The organism is Ralstonia sp. R-29 (assembly GCF_049913345.1).
GTDB lineage: Bacteria > Pseudomonadota > Gammaproteobacteria > Burkholderiales > Burkholderiaceae > Ralstonia.
Genome location: NZ_CP184377.1, coordinates 159,352 through 181,429, shown reverse-complemented (window position 1 = coordinate 181,429; position 22,078 = coordinate 159,352). Strand labels below are relative to the sequence as shown.

Annotated in this window: 23 protein-coding genes; 19 read left to right on the top strand and 4 right to left on the bottom strand. The window is 65.6% G+C overall.

Annotation, left to right across the window (positions count from 1 at the left end; all coding sequences use genetic code 11):
* The first annotated feature begins 222 nt into the window (after positions 1-222).
* The 6 genes from ACN9M1_RS00835 (at position 223) to ACN9M1_RS00810 (ending at position 5,987) form a co-directional block, all read left to right on the top strand.
* Positions 223-2,247: an acetyl/propionyl/methylcrotonyl-CoA carboxylase subunit alpha gene (locus ACN9M1_RS00835; RefSeq protein ID WP_426396569.1), complete on the top strand. Its 2,025-nt coding sequence runs from the start codon at positions 223-225 to the stop codon at positions 2,245-2,247.
* A gap of 95 nt (positions 2,248-2,342) precedes the next feature.
* Positions 2,343-3,284, top strand: a complete 942-nt coding sequence (locus tag ACN9M1_RS00830; protein WP_426396567.1) for a 2-hydroxyacid dehydrogenase — start codon at positions 2,343-2,345, stop codon at positions 3,282-3,284.
* A 1-nt stretch (position 3,285) separates the two neighbouring features.
* Positions 3,286-4,215 carry a hydroxymethylglutaryl-CoA lyase gene (locus tag ACN9M1_RS00825; RefSeq protein WP_426396565.1) on the top strand — a complete coding sequence of 310 codons (930 nt, stop codon included), beginning with the start codon at positions 3,286-3,288 and terminating at the stop codon, positions 4,213-4,215.
* Between the two features lie 22 nt (positions 4,216-4,237).
* Positions 4,238-4,738: a YbaK/EbsC family protein gene (locus ACN9M1_RS00820; RefSeq protein ID WP_039599414.1), complete on the top strand. Its 501-nt coding sequence runs from the start codon at positions 4,238-4,240 to the stop codon at positions 4,736-4,738.
* Positions 4,739-4,748: 10 nt separating this feature from the next.
* Positions 4,749-5,015, top strand: a complete 267-nt coding sequence (locus tag ACN9M1_RS00815; protein WP_426396563.1) for a DUF1289 domain-containing protein — start codon at positions 4,749-4,751, stop codon at positions 5,013-5,015.
* Positions 5,016-5,027: 12 nt separating this feature from the next.
* Entirely contained in the window at positions 5,028-5,987 is a 960-nt protein-coding gene (locus ACN9M1_RS00810) for an MBL fold metallo-hydrolase (RefSeq protein WP_426396561.1), read from the top strand.
* 26 nt (positions 5,988-6,013) lie between these two features.
* Here ACN9M1_RS00810 and ACN9M1_RS00805 read toward each other — a convergent pair whose 3' ends face one another.
* The gene (locus ACN9M1_RS00805; RefSeq protein ID WP_426396559.1) at positions 6,014-6,940 is read right to left on the bottom strand and encodes an alpha/beta fold hydrolase; all 927 of its coding nucleotides are present in this window, start codon (positions 6,938-6,940) and stop codon (positions 6,014-6,016) included.
* A 116-nt stretch (positions 6,941-7,056) separates the two neighbouring features.
* Between ACN9M1_RS00805 and ACN9M1_RS00800 the strand changes: the two genes are divergently transcribed.
* From ACN9M1_RS00800 to ACN9M1_RS00780, 5 genes are all read left to right on the top strand, one after another.
* A complete protein-coding gene (locus tag ACN9M1_RS00800; protein ID WP_426396557.1) occupies positions 7,057-7,605 on the top strand; it encodes a type 1 glutamine amidotransferase domain-containing protein in 549 nt (182 codons plus the stop codon).
* Positions 7,606-7,685: 80 nt separating this feature from the next.
* On the top strand, positions 7,686-8,669 hold the full coding sequence (locus tag ACN9M1_RS00795; protein ID WP_426396555.1) for an NAD(P)H-dependent flavin oxidoreductase: 984 nt from the start codon (positions 7,686-7,688) through the stop codon (positions 8,667-8,669).
* Between the two features lie 472 nt (positions 8,670-9,141).
* Entirely contained in the window at positions 9,142-10,587 is a 1,446-nt protein-coding gene (locus tag ACN9M1_RS00790; protein ID WP_426396553.1) for a DUF1254 domain-containing protein, read from the top strand.
* Between the two features lie 51 nt (positions 10,588-10,638).
* The gene (locus ACN9M1_RS00785; RefSeq protein ID WP_426396551.1) at positions 10,639-11,235 is read left to right on the top strand and encodes a helix-turn-helix domain-containing protein; all 597 of its coding nucleotides are present in this window, start codon (positions 10,639-10,641) and stop codon (positions 11,233-11,235) included.
* The gene (locus ACN9M1_RS00780; RefSeq protein WP_426396550.1) at positions 11,232-11,768 is read left to right on the top strand and encodes a GNAT family N-acetyltransferase; all 537 of its coding nucleotides are present in this window, start codon (positions 11,232-11,234) and stop codon (positions 11,766-11,768) included. Before ACN9M1_RS00785 ends, ACN9M1_RS00780 begins: the two co-directional genes overlap by 4 nt.
* Here the strand turns inward: ACN9M1_RS00780 and ACN9M1_RS00775 are convergent.
* Positions 11,765-12,622, bottom strand: a complete 858-nt coding sequence (locus ACN9M1_RS00775) for a PhzF family phenazine biosynthesis protein (protein ID WP_426396548.1) — start codon at positions 12,620-12,622, stop codon at positions 11,765-11,767. The two genes, ACN9M1_RS00780 and ACN9M1_RS00775, sit on opposite strands and share 4 nt — an antisense overlap.
* A gap of 143 nt (positions 12,623-12,765) precedes the next feature.
* A complete protein-coding gene (locus ACN9M1_RS00770; protein WP_426396546.1) occupies positions 12,766-13,620 on the bottom strand; it encodes a 3-hydroxybutyryl-CoA dehydrogenase in 855 nt (284 codons plus the stop codon).
* Positions 13,621-13,791: 171 nt separating this feature from the next.
* On the opposite strand from ACN9M1_RS00770, the gene ACN9M1_RS00765 reads away from it, so the two are divergent.
* The 7 genes from ACN9M1_RS00765 (at position 13,792) to ACN9M1_RS00735 (ending at position 19,901) form a co-directional block, all read left to right on the top strand.
* Entirely contained in the window at positions 13,792-14,724 is a 933-nt protein-coding gene (locus ACN9M1_RS00765) for a LysR family transcriptional regulator (RefSeq protein WP_426396544.1), read from the top strand.
* 229 nt (positions 14,725-14,953) lie between these two features.
* On the top strand, positions 14,954-15,640 hold the full coding sequence (locus ACN9M1_RS00760; RefSeq protein WP_426396542.1) for a hydrolase: 687 nt from the start codon (positions 14,954-14,956) through the stop codon (positions 15,638-15,640).
* 130 nt (positions 15,641-15,770) lie between these two features.
* Complete coding sequence (locus tag ACN9M1_RS00755; RefSeq protein WP_426396540.1) at positions 15,771-16,592, top strand: alpha/beta fold hydrolase; 822 nt, start codon at positions 15,771-15,773, stop codon at positions 16,590-16,592.
* 54 nt (positions 16,593-16,646) lie between these two features.
* On the top strand, positions 16,647-16,934 hold the full coding sequence (locus ACN9M1_RS00750) for a XapX domain-containing protein (RefSeq protein WP_426396538.1): 288 nt from the start codon (positions 16,647-16,649) through the stop codon (positions 16,932-16,934).
* A gap of 4 nt (positions 16,935-16,938) precedes the next feature.
* Positions 16,939-17,355, top strand: coding sequence for a DoxX family protein (locus ACN9M1_RS00745; protein WP_426396536.1), 417 nt, complete (start codon positions 16,939-16,941; stop codon positions 17,353-17,355).
* Positions 17,356-17,365: 10 nt separating this feature from the next.
* The gene (locus ACN9M1_RS00740) at positions 17,366-19,204 is read left to right on the top strand and encodes an amidohydrolase (protein WP_426396534.1); all 1,839 of its coding nucleotides are present in this window, start codon (positions 17,366-17,368) and stop codon (positions 19,202-19,204) included.
* Positions 19,194-19,901 carry a YoaK family protein gene (locus ACN9M1_RS00735; protein ID WP_426396532.1) on the top strand — a complete coding sequence of 236 codons (708 nt, stop codon included), beginning with the start codon at positions 19,194-19,196 and terminating at the stop codon, positions 19,899-19,901. Before ACN9M1_RS00740 ends, ACN9M1_RS00735 begins: the two co-directional genes overlap by 11 nt.
* 18 nt (positions 19,902-19,919) lie before the next feature.
* Here the strand turns inward: ACN9M1_RS00735 and ACN9M1_RS00730 are convergent, their stop codons facing one another.
* On the bottom strand, positions 19,920-20,642 hold the full coding sequence (locus tag ACN9M1_RS00730; protein ID WP_426396530.1) for a GntR family transcriptional regulator: 723 nt from the start codon (positions 20,640-20,642) through the stop codon (positions 19,920-19,922).
* A gap of 286 nt (positions 20,643-20,928) precedes the next feature.
* Between ACN9M1_RS00730 and ACN9M1_RS00725 the strand changes: the two genes are divergently transcribed.
* On the top strand, positions 20,929-21,996 hold the full coding sequence (locus tag ACN9M1_RS00725) for a porin (RefSeq protein ID WP_426396528.1): 1,068 nt from the start codon (positions 20,929-20,931) through the stop codon (positions 21,994-21,996).
* Positions 21,997-22,078: the final 82 nt, after the last annotated feature.

Sequence of the window (22,078 nt, the reverse complement as noted above, 5' to 3'; positions counted from 1 at the left end):
GTAAGCGGGCGGAAATAAGACGGGGAACTGTCTGAGCGCAGCGAGTTTTCCCCGTCTCCGCCCGGTTACACAAATTCAAGGAGGGGGTCGCCATCTCGGGCGCGCCTTTCTTTTGCTTACTTTTCTTTGGCAAGACAAAGAAAAGTGAGTCAGCCCCGGCAGGGGATGAAACAAAGGATGCACCACAAGTGCAAAACCAAAACGAGGAGACGTAACAACACCATGATCACCAAACTCCTAATTGCCAACCGAGGCGAAATCGCCTGCCGAGTCGCCGCCACCTGCCGCAAGCTAGGGATCCGCACCGTAGCGGTCTACTCGGACGCCGACGCCAACGCCCGCCACGTCGCCGCCTGCGACGAAGCCATCCACATCGGCGAACCCGCCGCCCGCGACAGCTACCTCCGCGCTGACCGCATCCTCGAAGCTGCCCGTGCAACAGGCGCGCAAGCCGTCCACCCCGGCTACGGCTTTCTCTCCGAAAACGAAGCCTTCGCCAAGGCCTGCGCAGACGCCGGCATCATCTTCGTCGGCCCGCCGGCCTCGGCTATCGAAGCCATGGGCAGCAAGAGCGCTGCGAAAGCGCTCATGGAAAAAGCCGGCGTACCCCTCGTCCCTGGCTACCACGGCGACAACCAAGACGCCGCCTTCCTGCGCACGCAGGCCGACCGCATCGGCTATCCCGTGCTCATCAAGGCCAGCGCCGGCGGCGGCGGCAAGGGCATGCGTGTGGTGGAATCGGGCGACGCGTTCGAAGCGTCGCTAGCCTCCGTCAAGCGCGAAGCCTCCAGCAGCTTCGGCGATGACCGCGTGCTGATCGAGAAGTACCTCACCCGCCCGCGCCACATCGAAATCCAGGTCTTCGCCGATGGCTTTGGCGATGCCGTCTACCTGTTCGAGCGCGACTGCTCCGTGCAACGCCGTCACCAGAAGGTGCTGGAAGAAGCCCCCGCCCCCGGCATGACGCTGGACCGCCGCCGCGCCATGGGCGAAGCCGCCGTGGCCGCCGCACGCGCCGTGGGCTACGTGGGCGCCGGCACGGTCGAGTTCATCGTCGATGAAGACGGCACGTTCTACTTCATGGAGATGAACACACGCCTGCAAGTCGAGCACCCCGTCACCGAGATGATCACGGGCGAAGACCTCGTTGAATGGCAATTGCGCGTGGCCTCCGGCGAGCCGCTGCCGCGCTCGCAGGATGAATTGCACATCCACGGCCATGCGCTGGAAGCACGCATCTACGCTGAAAACCCGGACCGCGATTTCCTGCCCTCCATCGGCACGCTCAAGGTACTGCGCACGCCGGCTGCGGTGGAGTTCACCGTCGGCGCGCAGGCGAATGGCGAACCCGCCGCCGTGCGCATCGACGCCGGTGTGCGCGAAGGCGACGCCATCAGCCCCTACTACGACCCGATGATCGCCAAGCTGATCGTCTGGGGCCGCGACCGTGAAGAGGCGCTCGCGCGCATGCTGCAGGCGCTGGGCAGCTTCCATCTGGTCGGGCTGTCGTCCAACGTGGCATTCCTGCGCCGCCTGGTGGCATCGAAGCCGTTTGCGACGGCGGACCTGGATACGGGCCTGATCGCCCGCAATCAAGACACACTGTTCCCCGCTGCGCCGGACGTGCCGCAAGACGCCATCGCCCTGGCCGTGGCCGCGCTGCTGGCACGCGAGGCACGCGGCCTGCGCACCGACACACGTGATCCGCACTCGCCGTGGGCGCGCGGCAGCGGTTGGCGCCTCAACAGCGAAGCCGAACGCACGCTGCGCTTCACGCAGGGCGAGCACGCCATCGACGCCACGCTCATCTACGGCCGCGACGGTTCGCGCCTGAACACCAACGGCGCCGACGCGCCGTTCACCTCGCAGCGCCATGGGGAGACCTTCACCGTCGCGCTCGGCTCGCACAAGGCCACCGGGCAGGTGCATGCGGATGGCGATGTCTTCCACGTCTTCACCGGGGGCGCGCACTGGACGCTCGAGCGCCACGACCCGCTCGCTCACGCAGGCGAGACCGACGACGAAGGCGGCAAGCTGACCGCGCCGATGCCCGGCAAGGTCATCGCCGTGCTCGCCGCGCCGGGGCAGACTGTCACCAAGGGCGCGCCGCTCGTCGTCATGGAAGCCATGAAGATGGAACACACGCTGACCGCCCCAGCCGATGGCGTGGTCGAGTCCGTGCTGTACGGCGTGGGCGATCAGGTGACGGAAGGCGTGCAACTGCTGGCGTTCAAGCCGGCGGAGTGATGCCTGAATGGCGCCAAAGCGGGCCGCCGCGCGCTTCGGCAGCCCCTGCTACACTGCTTGACGTATACGTCAACTAAGAATCGAAGTCGCCCCACATGCACATCCAGATCTACACGCCCGACGGTAAGCCCCAACCCTGGCTCGATGGTTTTGCGCAGGCGCTGCCTGATGCGCGGCTGTCGGTGTGGGAACAAGGCGCGGCGCAGGACGCCGACTACGCCGTGGTCTGGCAACCGCCTGCCGACATGCTGCGCGGGCGCCAAGATTTGCGAGCGGTATTCAACCTGGGCGCGGGTGTCGACGCCATCCTCGGCCTGCGTGCGCAGTCGCCCGATGCCATCCCCGAAGGCCTGCCGATCGTGCGCCTGGACGACGCCGGCATGGCCGCGCAGATGGGCGAGTACGTCACGCATGCCGTGCTGCGCTTCTTCCGGCGCCTCGACGAATACGAGCGCCAGCAGCAGGCCAAGATTTGGCGCTTCCTCAAGCCGTTCAACCGCGATGAGTTTGTCGTCGGTGTGCTGGGCCTCGGCGTCCTCGGCACGCACATCGCGCAAACGCTGGCGGGCTTCGGCTTTCCGGTGCGCGGGTGGAGTCGTTCTGCCAAGGCCATCGACGGCATCGATTGCCGCGCTGGTGCCGATGCGCTGCCGGGCTTCCTTGCCGGCACGCGTGTGCTGGTGAACGTGCTGCCGCTCACCGCCGACACTGAGAACGTGATCGACGCCAAGCTGCTCGCACAGCTCGCGCCAGGTGCGTTCGTCATCAACGTGGCGCGCGGCAAGCACCTGGTGGAAGACGATCTATTGGCTGCCGTGCGCAGCGGGCACATTGCCGGCGCCGCGCTCGATGTGTTCCGCAAGGAGCCGCTGCCCGCCGATCACCCTTTCTGGACCGAGCCGCGCATCCACATCACGCCGCACATTTCGGCGCTGACGCTGCGCGAGGTGAGCATTGCCCAGATCGCGCGCAAGATCCGCGCGCTGGAAGCTGGCGAGCCGATCGTCGGCATTGTCGATCTGCAACGAGGTTACTGAGATGGCATTCCCCCATTTTGTGAAAGTGGTCGAAGTCGGCCCGCGCGACGGTCTGCAGAACGAGAAGGCGCCGGTTTCCACCGACACCAAGGTCGAGCTGGTGAACCGTCTGTCCGACGCCGGCTTTGTCAACGTGGAAGCCGCGTCGTTCGTATCGCCCAAGTGGGTGCCGGCGATGGCCGACGGCGCCGAGGTGATGGCGCGCATCCAGCGCCGGCCGGGCACGTTGTATTCGGTGCTCACGCCCAACATGAAGGGCTTCGAGGGCGCGGCTGCGGCGGGTGCGGATGAGGTCGTGATCTTCAGCGCGGCCAGCGAGGCGTTCGCACAGAAGAACATCAACTGCTCGATTGCCGAATCGATCGAGCGGTTCGCGCCGGTGGCCAAGGCTGCCAAGGACGCGGGCATTCGCGTGCGCGGGTCGATCTCGTGTTCGCTTGGCTGCCCGTATCAGGGCGAGGTGCCGGTCGCATCGGTGGTCGACGTGATCCAGCGCATGGCCGATCTGGGCTGCGACGAGATCGACATTGCCGACACCATCGGCATAGGCACGGCCGGGCGCGTGAAGACGGTGATGGAAGCCGCTGCGGCGACGTTCCCGATCGATCGTCTCTCCGGCCATTTCCACGACACGTATGGCCAAGCACTGGCGAACATCCTCGCCAGCCTGGAAGTCGGCATCAACATCTTCCACGCCTCGGTGGCGGGGCTGGGCGGCTGCCCATACGCCAAGGGCGCGACCGGCAATGTCGCCACCGAAGACGTGCTGTATCTGCTGCATGGCCTTGGCATCCGCACCGGCATCGATCTGGACAAGGTCGTGCTGGCGGGCGACTTCATCTCGCAAGCCATCGGCCGGCCGACTGCCTCGCGCGCGGGCCGCGCACTGCTGCTCAAGCTGCAAGACCAGATCGCCCAGGCCTGCATCTAACGACTGACGAAGAACAACGACGATGACCGCGACTGACACGAACGCCCCTCTTCCCGAATCCGCCCAACGCGTGGCCGACCACTTGCGCACGCTTGGCTACGAGAAAGCCATCGTGATGCTGCCGGCCACCGGCAAGACGTCCGCTGAAGCCGCTGCCGGCCTGGGCTGCTCGGTGGCGGAGATCGCCAAGTCGATCATCTTCCGCCGCGCGAAAGACGACGTGCCGGTGCTGGTGATTGCCAGCGGCACCAATCGTGTCGACGAGGCCAAGGTTTCCGCGCACGTGGGTGCCCTCGCCAAGGCCGATGCCAAGTTCGTGCGCGAGAAGACCGGCTACGCCATCGGCGGCGTGTGCCCGGTGGGTCATGCAGTGAAGCCCGTCATGCTGCTCGACCAGGATCTGTTCCAGTACGCCAGCGTGTGGGCCGCCGCCGGCCATCCGCACGCGGTGTTCAACCTCACGCCCGCCGAGCTGGAAGCGATGACCGGCGCGCCTGTGGCCGACATCGCCCAGCGAGATTGATCGAACGCTCATGGACGGCTGTACACGCGCCCAACTCAAGCTCGCGCTCGGCAAGCTGCGCAACAGCCGCGCGCAGGCCGAGCGCGCGCAGCCGGTCGCATCACCATGCATCAGCGTATGCAAGATGAACGACGCGCGCGGCCTGTGCATCGGCTGCATGCGCACCATCGACGAGATTGCCGCGTGGTCGACCATGAGTGACGCCGCGCGGCTGGCGGTGTGGCAAACGCTGCCTGAACGTGCGTGCGCGTGGCTCAACGATATGCCCCGCGCCTGACCTCACACCACCATGGCCGAACACGACAGCACCACTCTGCCCGTGCGTTTGCCAAACTCGATGCGCGTGTTCGAGCGCGGCTGGCTGTCGTCCAACAACATCCTCTTCTTCGATGACGAAACGCATGGCGGCTGCGCGCTGGTCGATTCCGGCTATCTCACGCACGCGCCGCAGACCGTGGCGTTGGTACAGCACGCGCTGCAAGGCAGGCCGCTGCGCCGTCTGCTGAATACGCATCTGCATTCCGACCACTGCGGCGGTAACGCAGCGCTGCAGGCGCTGTATAGCTGCCACACCCGTGTGCCCGCCGCGCAAATCGACGATGTGCGTCGCTGGGACGCTGACGCCCTGAGCTACGCCCCCACCGGCCAACAGTGCGCGCGCTTCACGCTGCCCGAAACCGATGCCGGCCTCGCGGATGGCATGACCTTGCGCCTGGGCGGCTTCGACTGGCAGGTCATCAGCGCACCGGGGCATGACCCGAACGCGGTCATCCTCTACAACCCCGAGACACGCGTGCTGATCTCCGCCGACGCGCTGTGGGAACGCGGCTTTGGCGTGATCTTTCCCGAGCTGGAGGGCGAGAGCGGCTTTGCCGAGCAGCAGGCCATTCTCGAACGCATCGCGCAGCTCGATGCGCGTATCGCCATCCCCGGGCATGGTCGGCCGTTCACGAACATCAACGCCGCCATTGATGCGTCGCTCAGTCGACTCGCCTATCTGCGTGTGGACCCGGAACGCAATGCACTGCACGCCATCCGTGTGCTGGTGAAGTTCAAGCTGCTGGAGCAGCAAGCCCTCACCCATGACGCGCTGGCTACGTGGTTCACGCAGACGACGCTGATGCCGCGGTTGCAGGCGCGCTTCTTTGCCAACACATCATTGGTCGAGATGCTCGATGCGGCTGTCACCGCGCTCGTCAAGGCACGGGCTGCGACGGTCGAGCACGGGCGGATTCGCAACCGCGATTGAATCCGTCCGGCGACTGAGCGCTGACTTCACCCAAAAAACGCCCGCATCTCCTTGAGCAACGCCTCCGGCGCCTCCTCCGGCACGTAATGCCCGCAGGGCACGGTGCCGCCGCTCACATTCTCCGCCACGGCCTGCCACAGCTCCAGCGGCTTGAAGCACCGCTGGATCACCCCATGCTCGCCCCACAGCACGCGCAGCGGCACACGCACGCGCTTGCCGGCTTCGCGGTCGGCGCGATCGTGTTCGAGGTCGATGGTGGCGGCGGCGCGGTAGTCCTCGCACATGGCGTGCACGCACGCGGGCTCGCGCATGGCCGCGGCGTAGGTGTCCATCGCTTCCGGGGCAAATGGCTGCAGCCCCGCATGACGCAGGCCCATCAGCTTGCTGATGTAGAAATCGGGCGTCGCGTTGATGAGCGTCTCGGGAAACGGATGTGGCTGAATCAGGAAGAACCAGTGCCAGTAGGCGGAGGCGAACGCCATGTCGGTGTTTTCGTACATCGCCAGCGTGGGGGCGATGTCGAGCAGCATGGCGCGCTCCACGTGCGCGGGGTGATCGACGCACAGGCGATGCGCCACGCGGGCGCCCCGATCGTGCGCGCATAGCCGGAAGCGGCCAAAGCCGAGCGCGCGCATCACCTCCACTTGGTCCTGCGCCATGACGCGTTTGCTGTATTCCACATGCCGGGCGCTGCCTTCCGGTTTGGACGAAGCGCCATAACCGCGCAAGTCGGTGGCCACGACGGTGTAATCGCGTGCCAGATCTTGCGCCACCTTGTGCCAGATCACGTGGCTCTGCGGGTGCCCGTGCAGCAACAGCAAGGGCGGGCCACTGCCACCGATCACCCCCGCAATCTCCACCCCGTTGACGGTCTGGCGGAACGGGCGAAAGCCGGGGAACAGCGCGGCGTCTGCAGCAGCGGTAGCGGCGTCGATGGATAGCGGCGTGGTCATGCGGGTCTCCGTGGTTGTGCGATGCGTGCGATGGATGCTCCGCATGCTAGCGCACCGCGGGCATGCACGTTGCGGAGATGTCCGCTCCGCCCATCTCCATCTGACAGGAGCCCACCATGACTACGCTTTCCGATACGCGCATCGCCATCCTCGTCTACGACCTCTTCGAGCAAGCCGAGCTGACCGGCCCAAAGCAGGCGCTGGAAGAGGCCGGCGCCACCACCGCCATCATCGCGCCCAAGGCGGGCAGCGTGACGGGGTTGCATCACGACACCAAGGCCGACACCTTCAAGGTGGATCTGGTGCTGGACTACGCCCGCGCAGAAGACTTCCATGGCCTGGTGCTGCCCGGCGGCGTGTTCAACGCCGATGCGCTGCGCATGGTGCCCGCCGCGCAGGCCTTTGTAAAAGCGTTCGAGCGCGAGCAAAAACCGATCGCCGTGATCTGCCACGGGCCATGGCTGCTGGTGTCGGCCGGGCTGGTGCGCGGGCGCACGCTCACGAGCTGGCCCACGCTGCAAGACGACATCCGCAATGCTGGCGGCATATGGGTCAACCAGGAAGTCGTGACCGACCGCAACTGGGTCAGCAGCCGCAAACCCGACGACCTGCCCGCCTTCAACCGCACCTTCATCGAATTGCTTGCGCAGCATGCGCATGCCTGAGGCGGATTGCGGCGATGCGGAGTGCGGGATCGTTCCTATAATCGAACGACGCCCTCCGCACACCCTCGCCAGGAGCCGCCATGCCCGCCGCCAAGCATCTGCCGCCCGCCCTGCAACATCTGACGCTGCCCGTGATCGGCTCACCGATGTTCATCGTGAGTTATCCGGAGCTGGTGCTGGCGCAGTGCAAGGCGGGCATCGTCGGCGCGTTTCCAGCGCTCAACGCACGCCCGGCCGAGGTGCTGGACGACTGGCTCACGCAGATCAACGAAGACCTGGCTGCCCACCGCGCCGCACATCCGCACGATGTGGTCGGGCCGCTCGCGGTCAATCAGATCGTGCACCACTCGAATGCGCGCTTGGAGCAGGACGTAGCCACCTGTGTGAAGCACAAGGTGCCGATCTTCATCACCTCGCTGCGCGCGCCGGTCAGGGAGATTCTGGATGCCGTGCACAGCTACGGCGGCATCGTGCTGCACGACGTGATCAACCTGCGCCATGCCGAGAAGGCGCTCGAAGCCGGCGTCGATGGGTTGATCCTGGTGGCGGCGGGTGCGGGCGGACATGCCGGCACGCTGTCGCCATTCGCGCTGGTGGGCGAGGTGCGGCGCATCTTCGACGGACCGATCGCGCTGTCGGGCGCGATCACCACCGGCGATGCCATCCTGGCCGCGCAAGCCATGGGCGCGGACCTCGCCTACATCGGCACGCGCTTCATCGCGAGCCAAGAGGCGCATGCGGCGGAAAGCTACAAACAGGCGATCCTGCGTGCAGCCGCGTCTGACATCGTCTACACGAACCTGTTCACGGGCGTGCACGGCAACTACATCCGAGAAAGCATCGAATTGGCGGGCCTGGACCCTGCCGCCCTGCCCGAAGCCGACAAGTCGACGATGAACTTTGGCGATGGCAGCTCGCGCGCCAAAGCCTGGAAAGACATCTGGGGCGCTGGCCAAGGGGTCGGCCAGATTGCGGATGTTCCACCCGCCGGGGAAATCGTCGCCCGCCTGAAAGCCGAATATGACGCGGCGAAATTGCGTCTGGCGATCCACCTGCGTCTGTAAGCACGGGGGGGGATGGGCGTACCCCACTGCACTTCGATTGACTTGCGGCGGCGGCACTTCTAAATTCAAAAATGCTTAAGAACAAGCGTGGCGACGGGGCAGTTACCCCGGTCGACTGCGCAAGCGTGTGCGCAAGCATCCTTGGGGGGATGTTCGAACAGGCTCTAGGGTCTGTTGACATCTAAACGCCCGCCCGCAAGGAGCAGAAAGGCCGCAGGGCTAGGCGTGGACGGCGCCGCTTAGCCGGCTAAGCAAGCTGGCCGCAACGACGCCATGCGGCCTTTCTGGTCCTTGCCCTTCGGGTTGACCCGATCAGGGGCCATCTGCTTTGTCGGCGCGCCTTGCAAAGGGAATGACCCTTTGCGGCGGCGTCCTTCGCGCATCTGGCCCCTGCTCGGGTCAACGGGCGGGCGTTTAGATGTCAACAGACCCTAGTTTCCTGTTGCCGCGTACCGACAAGAAGGAGAACACGATGACGCACTGTCTCGCGCCTGCGCGCTGGCTGACCAAGCTGGTGGCCGTGGCGCTGAGAGTGGCGGCGCTGGCCCTGACGGGCTGCGCCACCCAGACTCCGGAAACCACCGCAGGTGCCGAGCTGCGCTTGCCCCAACCCGGCGAAGCCCAGGTGCGGGCCGCCTACGTGTATGCGTTTCCGTTGATGATGACGGATGCCCTGCTGCAGACGACCTCTGCCCAAGCGCCCACGGGCCGCTTCATGCACCAACGCACGCTCGACGAAGCGGCCACGCCCGCCGGTGCACGCACCCGCGTGGATGCGCTCACGAGCAGCGCATTCGTCGATTTGCGCAACGGCCCGGTGGTACTGAGCCTGCCCGACGTAGGTCGCCGCCACATCTGGGTGGCGCTGCATGACGGGTGGACGGACATCTTTGAGTCGCTGGGCAACCGCACCACCGGCACGCGCGCCGCGCACTACGCCATCACGCCGCCGGGCTGGGAAGGCACGTTGCCGGCTGGCGTCAAACAGGTCGCCGCGCCGACGAACCTGGTGTGGATCGTGGCCCGCACGCAGACGGCCGGCCAGCGCGATCTGCCCGCCGCACGCCGGGTGCAAGAGCGCTACCGCATCACGCCGCTAGACGCCTTCGGCAAACCAACCGCCCGCGACACCGAAGCGGAAGCCGACGCAGACAAAGCCACCGACATCGACGTCAGCCTGGACGCCGCGCGCCGCCGCGTCACCGCGCTCGACGCCAACGCTTACTTCACCCGCTTCGCCGAGCTGCTCAAGGACAACCCGCCGCACCCGGCGGATTCCACGATGGTGCAGTCCCTGCGGGATCTGGGCATCACGCCCGGCGCACCGTTCAATGCCAAGGCGGTGAACGCCTCCAGCCTGAAAGTGATGGACGCCGGTGTCGACGCGGCACGCAGCACGCTGGGGCTGGCCGTCAAGCAGCCGACCGTTACGCAGAACGGCTGGTTCATCCCCCGCAATGTCGGCGCTTATGGGCTGGACTACGCGCAGCGCGCCATCGTGGCGTGGGACGGCGCCGGTGCCGACCTGCCGCAAGACATGCTGATCGCCACCACCACGACGGACGCCAACGGCCTGTCGCTCGACAGCGGCCACCGCTACGTGCTGCATTTCGAGCGCAACCAACTGCCGCCCGAAAACGCCGGCTGGGCCGTGGCCGCCATCGCTATGGCGCCGCAGCCCGCGCGCACAGCGGCGCGGCTGGAACTGCGCAACATGCTGAGCGAAGCCGACCGCCCGCGCCTGAACCCCGATGGCTCGCTCGACATCCTGATCCAGCGCCTGCCGCCCAAGGGCATGCGCAACAACTGGCTGCCACCGCCCACGGGGCCGTTCCAACTGCGCATGCAACTGACTTGGCCCAAGGAGGCCGCGCTCGACGGCTCGTGGGTGCCCCCAGCCGTGCAACGGCGCAACTGACTCGCCTCACTTTCCAGTTTACTGGAAGTAAAATTCCATTAAACTGGATACATGGACATCCACCAACGCATTGCCCGACGCCTGCGTGAATTGCGCGACGCGCAGGGTTTCTCGCTCGAAGCCCTGGCCGAACGCAGCCAAGTCAGCCGTTCGGCCATCTCCCTGATCGAGCGCGGACAGAGCAGCCCGACCGCCGCCGTGCTCGACCGGCTTAGTTCTGCACTGGGCGTGACGCTCGCCTCGTTGTTTGAGGACAGCGCCACCCCGGCCGCCGAACCCTCGCCTGTTGCGCGTACAGCCGATCAGCCGGAATGGACCGACCCGGGCTCCGGCTACGTCCGCCGCAACCTATCGCCAGCCGCACGCTCGCCCATCCAGTTGGTGGAGGTGCACTTTCCGCCCGGCCAGCGCGTGGCCTACGACACTGGCGCGCGCGACGCCGAAGTCCATCAGCAGCTGTGGGTCATCGACGGCACGATGGAGGTGACTGTGGGCGACACACACTGGCGCCTCGCTGCCGGCGACTGCCTGGCCATGCAGCTTGACCGCCCCATCGTCTTTCACAACCCGAGCAAACGGCCGGCGCGCTATCTGGTGGCACTCACCACCTTGCCGCCCACGCTCTCCGCCAATTGGAGAACCGCATGATCGACACCGTGGCCGTACGGCGCCTTGGCGCCAATGAGGCGAGCGCCTGCGTCGATGCGCTGGCGGATGTTCTCGTCGATTGCGTGGAAGGTGGCGCGTCGGTCAGCTTCATGTGGCCGCTGTCGCGCGACAAGGCACAGGCGTTCTGGCGAAACGTGGCCGAAGGTATTGCGCACGGCGAGCGCGCGCTGTTGATCGCGGAAGACGACACCGGCGCCATCGTCGGCACCGTGCAATTGATCCTGGCGCAGCCGGAAAACCAGCCGCACCGCGCCGATGTGGCCAAGATGCTGGTGCACCGCCGCGCGCGCCGACAAGGCGTGGCGCAGCGGCTGATGGCAGCGATTGAAGAGGTGGCGCGTGCCGAGGGGAAGACCGTGCTTTTGCTCGACACCGTTACCGGCGGCGATGCCGAGCGGCTCTACGCACGCGCCGGCTGGCAGCGCGTGGGTGTGGTCCCCAACTACGCACTGATGCCCGACGGCGCCTTCTGCGGGACGACGTTCTACTGCAAGCAGCTTGAGGCCGCTTAGAGGTTGAGCGTGCCGCGGCCGATTTCGATCACGCGGCCGCCCACGTGGATGGTGCCGTCGGCATCCACCTTCAGCTTCAGGTGGCACGGCCGCCCCACTGCGGCGCCCTGTTCGATGCGATAGCTTGCCGGCAACGCATGCTCCGTTGCGCGTAGCCAGCCGCCCAGGTTGGCGCAGGCCGAGCCGGTGCCCGGGTCTTCCCACAGACCGGTGCCGTATTCGAAGAAGAAGCGCGACACCACCGGATCATTGCTGCCCGGCGCGGGCATGGTGAACACGTACGCATTGCGCCCGTCGTTGCGGCTGCGCGGCCACGCATCAAAGGCCGACGGGTCGGGGCGGGCGCGGTCCACATCGGCACGTGTCTTGACCGGCACCATCAGTTGCTCGATACCGGCATCGACCCACAGCGGCGGGCCGGCCAGCGCGTCGGCGTCCAGCCCCAGCATCTTGGCGATCGCCGGATCTTCCTCCCGCGTGCTCAATGCACCCGAGCGCGGCGGCACCAGCGACCACCCATCATCCTGCGCGGTCAGCGAGACGATGCCGGACTGGCAACGCAGCGTCAGTTCGTTGCCCGGACCGTACAGCTCACGCACCACCTGCGCAGTCCCCAGCGACGGGTGGCCGGCAAACGGCATCTCGTAATCGGGCGTGAAGATGCGGAAGCGCGCGGTGGCGCCATCCGTATCGTCCGGGAAGATGAAGGTGATCTCGGACAGATTGAACTGGCGTCCGATGGCCTGCATGGTGGCGTCGTCCAGGCCGCGCCCGTCTTCAAAGACGGCGAGCTGGTTGCCGCCAAAGGTGGATTCAGCAAAGACGTTGAGCAGACGGAAGGCGTAGCGCGACATGGTGACGTCCGGTGTGTGGGAAGAAAAAAACGGTGTGGCGATGCGTCATCATCAACGCACCGCCACACCGCCTCCATGCACACTTGCAGACAGTTTGCGCGAATCCGACCGGACAGTTGGCGGACAGCGCGAAGTCTGAACAATTATTTACGGTAGTCGTACACGCCGCGACCGGTCTTGCGGCCCAGATAGCCGGCGGCCACCATTTCGCGCATCAGCATGGCCGGGCGGTATTTCGGATCGCCGAATTCGGTGTACAGCACTTCCATCACGGCCAGCATGGTGTCCAAGCCGATCATGTCGGCCAGTGCCAGCGGCCCGATCGGGTGGTTGCAGCCGAGCTTCATGCCTTCGTCAATCTCTTCGGGGCTCGCCAGGCCCTCGCCCAGCACGCAGAACGCCTCGTTGATCATCGGGCACAGGATGCGGTTGACCACGAAGCCCGGGCTGTTCTTGACGGTGATCGGCGTCTTGCCGAGCTGTTTGGCGAGTGCGTCCACGGCGGCGTGCGTGGCATCGCTCGTCTGCAGGCCGCGGATGACTTCCACCAGCGCCATCATCGGCACCGGGTTGAAGAAGTGCATGCCGATGAAGCGGCTGGCGTCTTGCAGCACGGCCGCCAGCTTGGTGATCGAGATCGACGACGTGTTCGACGCAACGATGGCGTGCGGCGCGGCCACCGCTTCGAGTTGCTTGAGGATCTTCACCTTCAGGTCAAAGTTTTCGGTCGCAGCTTCGATGACGAGGTCGGCGCGCTTGAGGTCGTCATAGCTGGTCGAGCCCTGGATGCGTGCCAACGCTGCCGTCTTGTCGGCTTCGGTCAGCTTGTCCTTCTTGATGAGGCGGTCCAGGCTGCCGGCCACGGTGGCAATGCCCTTCTGCACGGCGGCATCGCTGATGTCCACCATCACCACATCCAGCCCGACCACGGCGCACGCCTGTGCAATGCCGTTGCCCATTGTTCCGGCACCGACGATGCCGACCACTTGAATTGCCATGACTGCTCCTCGCTTGGTATGGAATGGGTATTGGAATGAAACAGATTGCAGAGGATAAACGACGTAGCGATCTGCGGAAAAGCCTTGCCAGCGGTAACGTCACATTCCACCCGATCGCCGTATGATGGCTGGCGTCGCGCCACCCTCACCTCCGGCGCGGGGATACCCCAAATGGACCGCTTTCTCAGTATCGAAGCCTTTGTGCGCGTGGCAGAAACGCGCAGCTTTGCCGAAGCCGCACGCCAACTGGGCGTGACCAACTCCGTGGTGACGAACCGCGTACAGCAACTGGAACGCTTTATCGAAGCGCCGCTCTTTCACCGCAGCACACGGCATGTGCGGCTCTCCGAAGTCGGCGAGACCTACTACAAGCAGTGCGCCGAAGCCGTCTGCATGCTGACGGACCTGACCGACCAGATGCGCGGCTTGCGTGCCACACCCGTGGGCAAGCTCCGCATTCGCATGCTGCCCGGCTATGCGCTGGACCACTTCGCCGCGCCGCTCGCACGGTTCAGCGCGCAATATCCCGACATCCAGCTCGATGTGGTGGTCGAAGACAACGTGGTCGACCCGATTGCCGAGGGCTTTGATGTGGCGTTCCAGATCTTTCCGCCCATCAATGATTCGCTGATCGAAAAGCGGCTGTTCGTGCTGCGGCGTCTGTTCTGCGCGACGCCCGCCTACCTCGACGAGTACGGCGTGCCGCAGCAACCGGCCGACTTGCTGCAGCATGCCTTGGCCCTGTACTCGGGTTACCCGACGCGCAAACGCTGGACGTTCTCGCAAAGCGGTGAGGTGCGTGCGGAACTCGAGTTGCCGGAGCAACTGCGCTCAAACTCCGTCCATCTGCTGCGCGACTACGCACTCACCAGCGCCGGCATCGCGTGCCTGCCCACGCTGGTGGTGAGCGACGACCTGCTCGCGGGCCGGCTGGTGCCGGTGCTGGCCGACTATGACCTGGTGCCGCTGCACTTCTCTGCGGTGTATCCCGAAACGCAGCGGCAAGCCGTCAAGGTTCGCGCGCTGATCGACTGCCTGGTCAGCCACCATGCAGGCGAGCCGGCCTGGGACGTGCCCTTGCTCGCGCGCGGCTGGATCCGCTGAAGGGCAGCATCCAAAGAAAAGACCGGCCTGCCGCTGACCCGCGCCGGTGCAGGTTAGCGGCCTAATGTTTCACCCAGCAGCGGGGATTATTCGTCAATCGCAAATACTGCCCTCGCCGTTTCTGGCGTTGTACACGGAGCGCAAATTCCTATCATGGTTGGGCCGCCGATTGCCGCGCGTTCTGCATGGCGGCGCTCTCTTATCTGCATTGCCCCCACCGGATACGGCCATGACGAACCCCAAGCTGGAAGTCCTTACCCCGCAGAACTGTCAACTGATCTTCATCGACCATCAGCCGCAAATGGCCTTCGGCGTGCAATCGATGGATCGGCAAGCCTTGAAGAACAACACGGTTGGTCTTGCCAAGGCGGCGAAGATCTTCAACATCCCCACCACCATCACCACCGTGGAATCGCAGAGCTTCTCGGGCTATACCTACCCCGAGCTGCTCGACGTGTTTCCGGATCAGCAATTGCTCGAACGCACGTCGATGAACTCCTGGGATGACCAGAAGGTGCGCGACGCGCTCGCCAAGAACAGCCGCAAGAAGGTCGTCGTCTCCGGCCTGTGGACGGAGGTGTGCAACTGCACCTTTGCCCTGTCGGCCATGCACGATGCCGACTACGAGATCTACATGGTCGCCGACGCATCGGGCGGCACCTCCAAGGAAGCGCACGACTACGCCATGCAGCGCATGGTGCAGGCCGGCGTGGTGCCCGTGACGTGGCAACAGGTGCTGCTGGAATGGCAACGCGACTGGGCCCATCGCGATACGTATGACGCCGTGATGAAGCTGGTGAAGGAGCACTCCGGCGCCTACGGCATGGGCGTGGACTACGCCTACACGATGGTGCACAAGGCACCGCAACGCACCGCAACGCCGCACGAGGCGCTGGCTCCGGTGGCAGCCAACTGATCGCGCTGCCGCACAAGCACCGACGTTGTTACCGCAGGCGGCGCATGCACAGCAGGACTGCTGCATGCGCCGCCCGGCTGACCATCCGGGCCATCCGGACCCTCCCACCGACCCTCACCCACTCTCTCCCATGCAAACGATTACGACCCAAGACGGTACGCGCATCTTTTACAAGGACTGGGGCAGCGGCAAGCCCGTGGTCTTCTCGCACGGCTGGCCGCTCAACGCCGATGCGTGGGACGCGCAAATGCTGTTCCTCGTGCAGAAGGGCTTCCGTGTCATCGCGCATGACCGGCGCGGCCACGGCCGCTCCGACCAGCCATCCCAAGGCAACGACATGGACACCTATGCCGACGACCTGGCAGCGCTGCTAAACGCCCTCGACATCCAGGGCGCCACGCTGGTCGGTCATTCCACCGGCGGCGGCGAAGTCGCGCACTACATCGGCCGCCACGGCACCAAGCGCGTCGCCCGTGCGGTGCTGATCGGCGCGGTGCCGCCCATCATGCTCAAGACGGCGTCGAACCCGAACGGCTTGCCGATGGAGGTGTTCGATGGCATCCGCAAGGGTGTGACCGACAACCGCTCGCAGTTCTATCGCGATCTCGCCACGCCGTTCTTCGGCTTCAACCGGCCGGGCGCGAAGGTTTCGCAGGGCACGATCGACGCCTTCTGGGCGCAGGGCATGACCGGCGGCATCCACGGTCAGTACCTGTGCATCAAGGAGTTCTCGGAAGTCGACTACACCGAAGACCTGAAGAAGATCGACGTGCCCGTGCTGTTCCTGCACGGCGACGACGATCAGATCGTGCCGATCGACGATTCAGCCAAGCTGGGCGTGGAGCTGGTGAAGAACGGGACGCTGAAGGTCTATCCGGGCGGCTCGCACGGCATGTGTGTGACCGAGGCGGACAAGGTCAACGCCGACCTACTGGCGTTCCTCACCGCCTGATCGGCATGGGCGGCGCACCTCGAGCACGCCGCCCTTCGCAATCTGGAGTGCCACATGAAGCCCTATCTCATCTCCCTTGGCGTCGGCCTGTTAGTCGGCCTCATTTATGCGCTGCTGCATGTGCGGTCCCCTGCGCCGCCGGCCATTGCGCTGATTGGGCTGCTTGGCATGCTGATCGGCGAGCAGATCGTGCCGACCGCGCAACGCCTGCTGGCGGGCGAACCGATCACCATGGCGTGGTTCCGCCAGGAGTGCGTGCCGAAGATCACCGGCGCACCGCCCAAGGCGCAGCCGTCTGACATTGCCGCCGCCGGCGACCGCGCGCCGGGCAACCCGAGCTGATGCCATGACCCGCCTCTCGCTGGAATCCACCGCCGCTGCAACAAGCGACACCGCGCTGCACGCCAGCCTGCTGTTTTTGCGCGTGGCCGGCAGCACCCTGCTCATTGCCGTGCACGGTCTGCCCAAGGTGCTGCACTACAGCCAGGAACTCACGCGCATTGAAGACCCGTTCCACCTGGGTGCCGCGCCGACGCTGCTGCTGGCGATCCTGTCGGAGACGCTCTGCCCGCCGCTGATCGCGTTGGGCGTGTTGACGCGCCTGGCGTGCCTGCCCATCCTCGCCACGCTGCTGGTGGCCATGCTGGTGGTGCACCCAGGCTGGTCGCTTGCCGAAGGGCAGTTCGGCTGGATGCTGCTGATCATCTTCACGACCGTCCTGATTGCCGGGCCCGGACGCTTCTCGCTGTTTCCCAAGTACTGACACCGACACCATGACCGCCGACCTCATCCTGCACAACGGCCGCATCCACACGGTCGACCGCGAACGCCCCACCGCCAGCGCCGTTGCCGTGCGCGACGGCCGCTTTGTTGCCGTGGGCGACGACGCCACCGTGATGGCTCAGCGCGGGGCCACCACCCAGGTGATCGACCTGCGCGGGCGCACCGTCATTCCCGGCCTGAACGATTCGCACCTGCACCTGATCCGGGGCGGGTTGAACTACAACCTGGAACTGCGCTGGGAAGGCGTGCCCTCGCTGGCCGACGCGATGCGCATGCTCAAGGAGCAAGCCGATCGCACGCCGTCGCCGCAATGGGTGCGTGTGGTGGGCGGCTGGACGGAGTTCCAGTTTGCCGAGCGCCGCATGCCCACGCTGGAAGAGCTGAACCAGGCCGCGCCCGACACCCCCGTCTTCGTGCTGCACCTGTACGACCGCGCGTTGCTTAACCGTGCCGCGCTGCGCCAGGTCGGCTACACCAAGGACACGCCGAACCCGCCGGGCGGCGAAATCCAGCGCGACGCCAGCGGTGAGCCCACCGGCATGCTGATCGCCAAACCCAACGCGATGATCCTGTACGCGACGCTGGCCAAGGGGCCGAAGCTGCCGCCGGAATACCAGGTCAACTCCACGCGCCAGTTCATGCGCGAGCTGAACCGCCTGGGTGTGACCAGCGCGATCGATGCGGGCGGCGGTTTCCAGAACTACCCGGAAGACTACGAAGTCATCCGTGAGCTGTCGGAGCAGAACCAGCTCACCATCCGCATCGCTTACAACCTCTTCACGCAGAAGCCGAAAGAGGAACTGGCCGACTTCAAAAACTGGACCGGCAGCGTGCAATACCGCCAGGGCGATGACTTCTTCCGCCACAACGGCGCAGGCGAAATGCTCGTCTTCTCTGCAGCCGACTTTGAAGACTTCCTGCAGCCGCGCCCCGACCTGCCCGAGACGATGGAGCAGGAGCTGGAGACCGTGGTGCGCCACCTCGTCGCGCAGCGCTGGCCGTTCCGCCTGCACGCCACGTACGACGAATCGATCTCGCGCATGCTGGATGTGTTCGAGCGCGTGAACCGCGACATTCCGTTCAACGGCCTGCCGTGGTTCTTCGACCATGCGGAGACAATCTCGCCGAAGAACATCGAACGCGTACGCGCACTCGGCGGCGGCATCGCCATTCAAGACCGCATGGCGTTCCAGGGCGAATACTTTGTCGACCGCTACGGCGCTGCCGCTGCAGAAAAAACGCCGCCCATCAAGCGCATGCTGGCCGAAGGCGTGCCGGTGGGCGCCGGCACGGACGCCACGCGCGTGTCGAGCTACAACCCGTGGACGTCGCTGTACTGGCTGTCGAGCGGCCGCACCGTGGGCGGCATGGCGCTGTATCCGGAAGGGCTGCCGCGTGAAGTGGCGCTGGAGCTGTACACGCACGGCAGCGCGTGGTTCTCGGCGGACCAAGGCAACAAGGGGCAGATCAAGGTCGGGCAACTCGCCGACCTGGCAGCGTTGTCGGCGGATTTCTTCAGCGTGGCCGAGGCCGACATCAAGACCATCGAATCGGTGCTGACGGTGGTGGGTGGACGCATCGTCTACGGCGCAGCGGAGTTCACGGAGTTCGGCCCGCCGCCGATTCCGGTGCTGCCGGAGTGGTCGCCCGTGGCGCGCGTGCCTGGGCACTGGCGGCCGGCTGCACCGCTGCAGCAGCAGGTGCACCACTGCGCGGGCGCCTGCACGGTACACGGCCACGCGCATCAGAAGGCGCGCACGGCCAATGTGCCGACCACCGACTTCCGCGGCTTCTGGGGCGCCTTTGGGTGTTCGTGCTTTGCCTTCTGAAACCGCAGCAGCTCCGGTGGCTGCGTCGCCGTCGGCGCGCTTCCTAATCGCGCAGGGCAGTCTGCTGGCGTTCGTGGCGGGCTATGTGGATGTAGTCGGCTTCGCGGCGCTGTTCGGGCTGTTCACCGCGCACGTCACGGGCAACTTCGTGATGATCGGGCTGGAGTTGGCCGGCACCGGACAAGGCGTGCTCGCCAAGCTGCTGGCGCTGCCGATGTTCGTGCTGGCCGTGGCCGCGACCAAGCTGGCGGTGGCGGCGCTCATGCGGCGCGACGTAGCACCGCTGCGGCCGCTGCTGCTCGCGCAGGCTGCGCTGCTGCTGGCATTCATGGTGGCGGGGTTGCTAGCGCTGCCGATTCAATCGGCCGATGCACCGTCCACGATTGTGGCCGGGCTGATTGGCGTGGCGGCGATGGGCGTGCAGAACGCCAAGGCGCGCCTGGTGCTGTCGGAACACGCGCCCACGACCATCATGACGGGTAACACCACGCAGATCGTGATTGATGTGGTGGAGTTACTGTCGCCTGGTAGCACACAGAAGGAAACGGCGCGCACGCGGTTGCGGAAGATGGTGCCGCCGTTGTGCGGGTTCGCCATGGGCGCGGTGTTGGGGGCGCTGGCGTTTTCTTTCTTGTCGTTCTGGTGTGTGGTGCCGCCGGTGTTGATTTTGCTAGCGCTGGCTGTCATGCAGCGCTAGCCATCACCCCGCCGCCTGTCAGGCCTTGACGCGCTGGAACAGCTTCGAGAAATCGATCGATTCCACCTGCCGGGGCTCAAGCTCCAGCGCGGCGATGTACTCTCCTAGGTGCTCGCCCGTCAGCCGGGCGGCGCGCTCGCCGTCGCGGCGCTCCACTGCATCCAGAATGGCCAGGTGTTCGTCATGGCCGCAACTGGGGCGCGCTGGCGATTCATAAAGACCAATCAGCAGCGATGTGCGCGCCACCAGCGTACGCAGCATCGCAGTGATGATGGGGTTGCCGTTGGCCTCGGCCAGCTGGATGTGGAAATCCCCAGAGAGGCGGATCCAGTCGCGCCAATTGCCGGATTCGCGGCTGGCATGTTCGGCAGCCGCCAGCGCGCGCAACTCGGTGAGTTGCTCCGCAGTCGCGTGCTGCGCCAATTCCCGCACTGAGCCGGTCTCCAGAATCAGCCGCGCACCAAAAACCTGCCGCGCCTCCGTGGCGTCGTGCACGGCGATCGTCGCGCCGCGGTTGGGCTGCAGCTCGACCACCCCTTCATGCGCCAGCTTGACCAGCACCCGGCGCAATGTCCCCCGTGTGATACCGAACGCCTTGCAGAGCTGCGCCTCGACCAGGCGGGTGCCCGGCGGCAGCTTCTGTTCAAGGATGGCGTCGTACACCGCATCGGAAATGCGGGCGTCGACTTCGGCGTTGTTGCGGCGGGGGGAGGAGGTCGGGGGGGGCATCGGCTCGGGCATCTCGTCATTCTAATCGAGCAAACCGCGCTTGGATTGTGCACAACCCTGATGCCAATCTGGCCGACGTTGGTGCGACATCCTCAAGAAAACCCTCCCGAATGCTGGCGCTTTTGCACCAGAAACAAGCGAAACCCCGCGATTTTGCTTGGCACGGTTACTGCATGTAGACAAGCGTGATTGTGCACAATCCAAACGACGCTTGTATTCAACATAAAACGCAATGCCAGGAGCGGCCACTGACCCTGCAAATGCGGTCGCGCCAATTCATTTAGGGGAATCACCTGTCATGAGCACCACTATCAAGCTGGGCGCTGCCGCCCTGGCATTCGGGCTGTCTGGCGTGGCCGCTGCGCAATCGAGCGTCACGCTGTCGGGCGTGATCGATACCGGCATCAGTTGGACCAACCATGCCGGCAACGGCTCGCAAAGCCTGACCGGCGTGTCGGACAGCATCCTGGGCGTGTCGAATTTCGGGCTGAGCGGCAAGGAAGACCTGGGCGGCGGCGTGAGCGCGCTGTTCAACCTGCAGGCGGGCTTCAACCCGAGCAACGGGCGCATGTCGTCCAACGGCACGCTGTTTTCGCGCAATTCGTATGTCGGGCTAACGTCGGCATCCGGCACGCTCACCGCCGGCAAGCAGTGGAACTTCAACGACGACTGGCTGGTGGGCAGCGTCTTCAAGGGCGGCTACAACTCGGGTTCGATCTTCAAGTTCAGCGAGTTCGACGCCGTGAGCGAGATCTACAACAACACGGTGAAGTACGTATCGCCCACGCTGGGCGGTGCGCAATTTGGCGCGATGTACGGCTTTGGCGAAACGGCGGGTTCGCTGTCGCAAGGCTCGCTGTTCAACCTGGCGGCGCGCTATAGCGGTGGCCCGGTGTACCTGGCTGCCAGCTACGACCAGGAGCGCGATGGCAGCGGCACGGGCTCGCTCTACAAGCTCTTCACCGTGGGCGGCAGCTACACGTTTGGTGCGGCCAAGCTGCGCCTCGGTGCGGCACGCGCCGATGTGGGCGGCACGGGGGCGTTCCAGTCGATCCCGAGCATGTCGGCACGCAAGGCCTACGCCGTGGAAGGCGGCGTCGATTACGCCTTCACCACGGCCTTTACCGGCTCGGCCGACGTGCTGTACCGCCGTAACACGACGCTGTCGAACAGCTCGATGGTCTACCGGCTGCTGGGGCTGTACAGCTTGTCGAAGCGCACAACGCTGGTGGCCAACGTGGCGTATCTGAAGAACTCGTCGAGCGCGACGGAAGCCCTGGTCAACACCACGTCAGGCGCCATCGGCGGCGGTGTGGCGGGAACGAGCCAGACCTCGGTGGCGCTGGGCGTGCGCCACACCTTCTGATACACGCGAAGGCAGCCGCACCACGTGCCCCGGTATGTGGCGCGGTTGCCCGCAGATGCCGTCACACGCACGGAAGCACGCA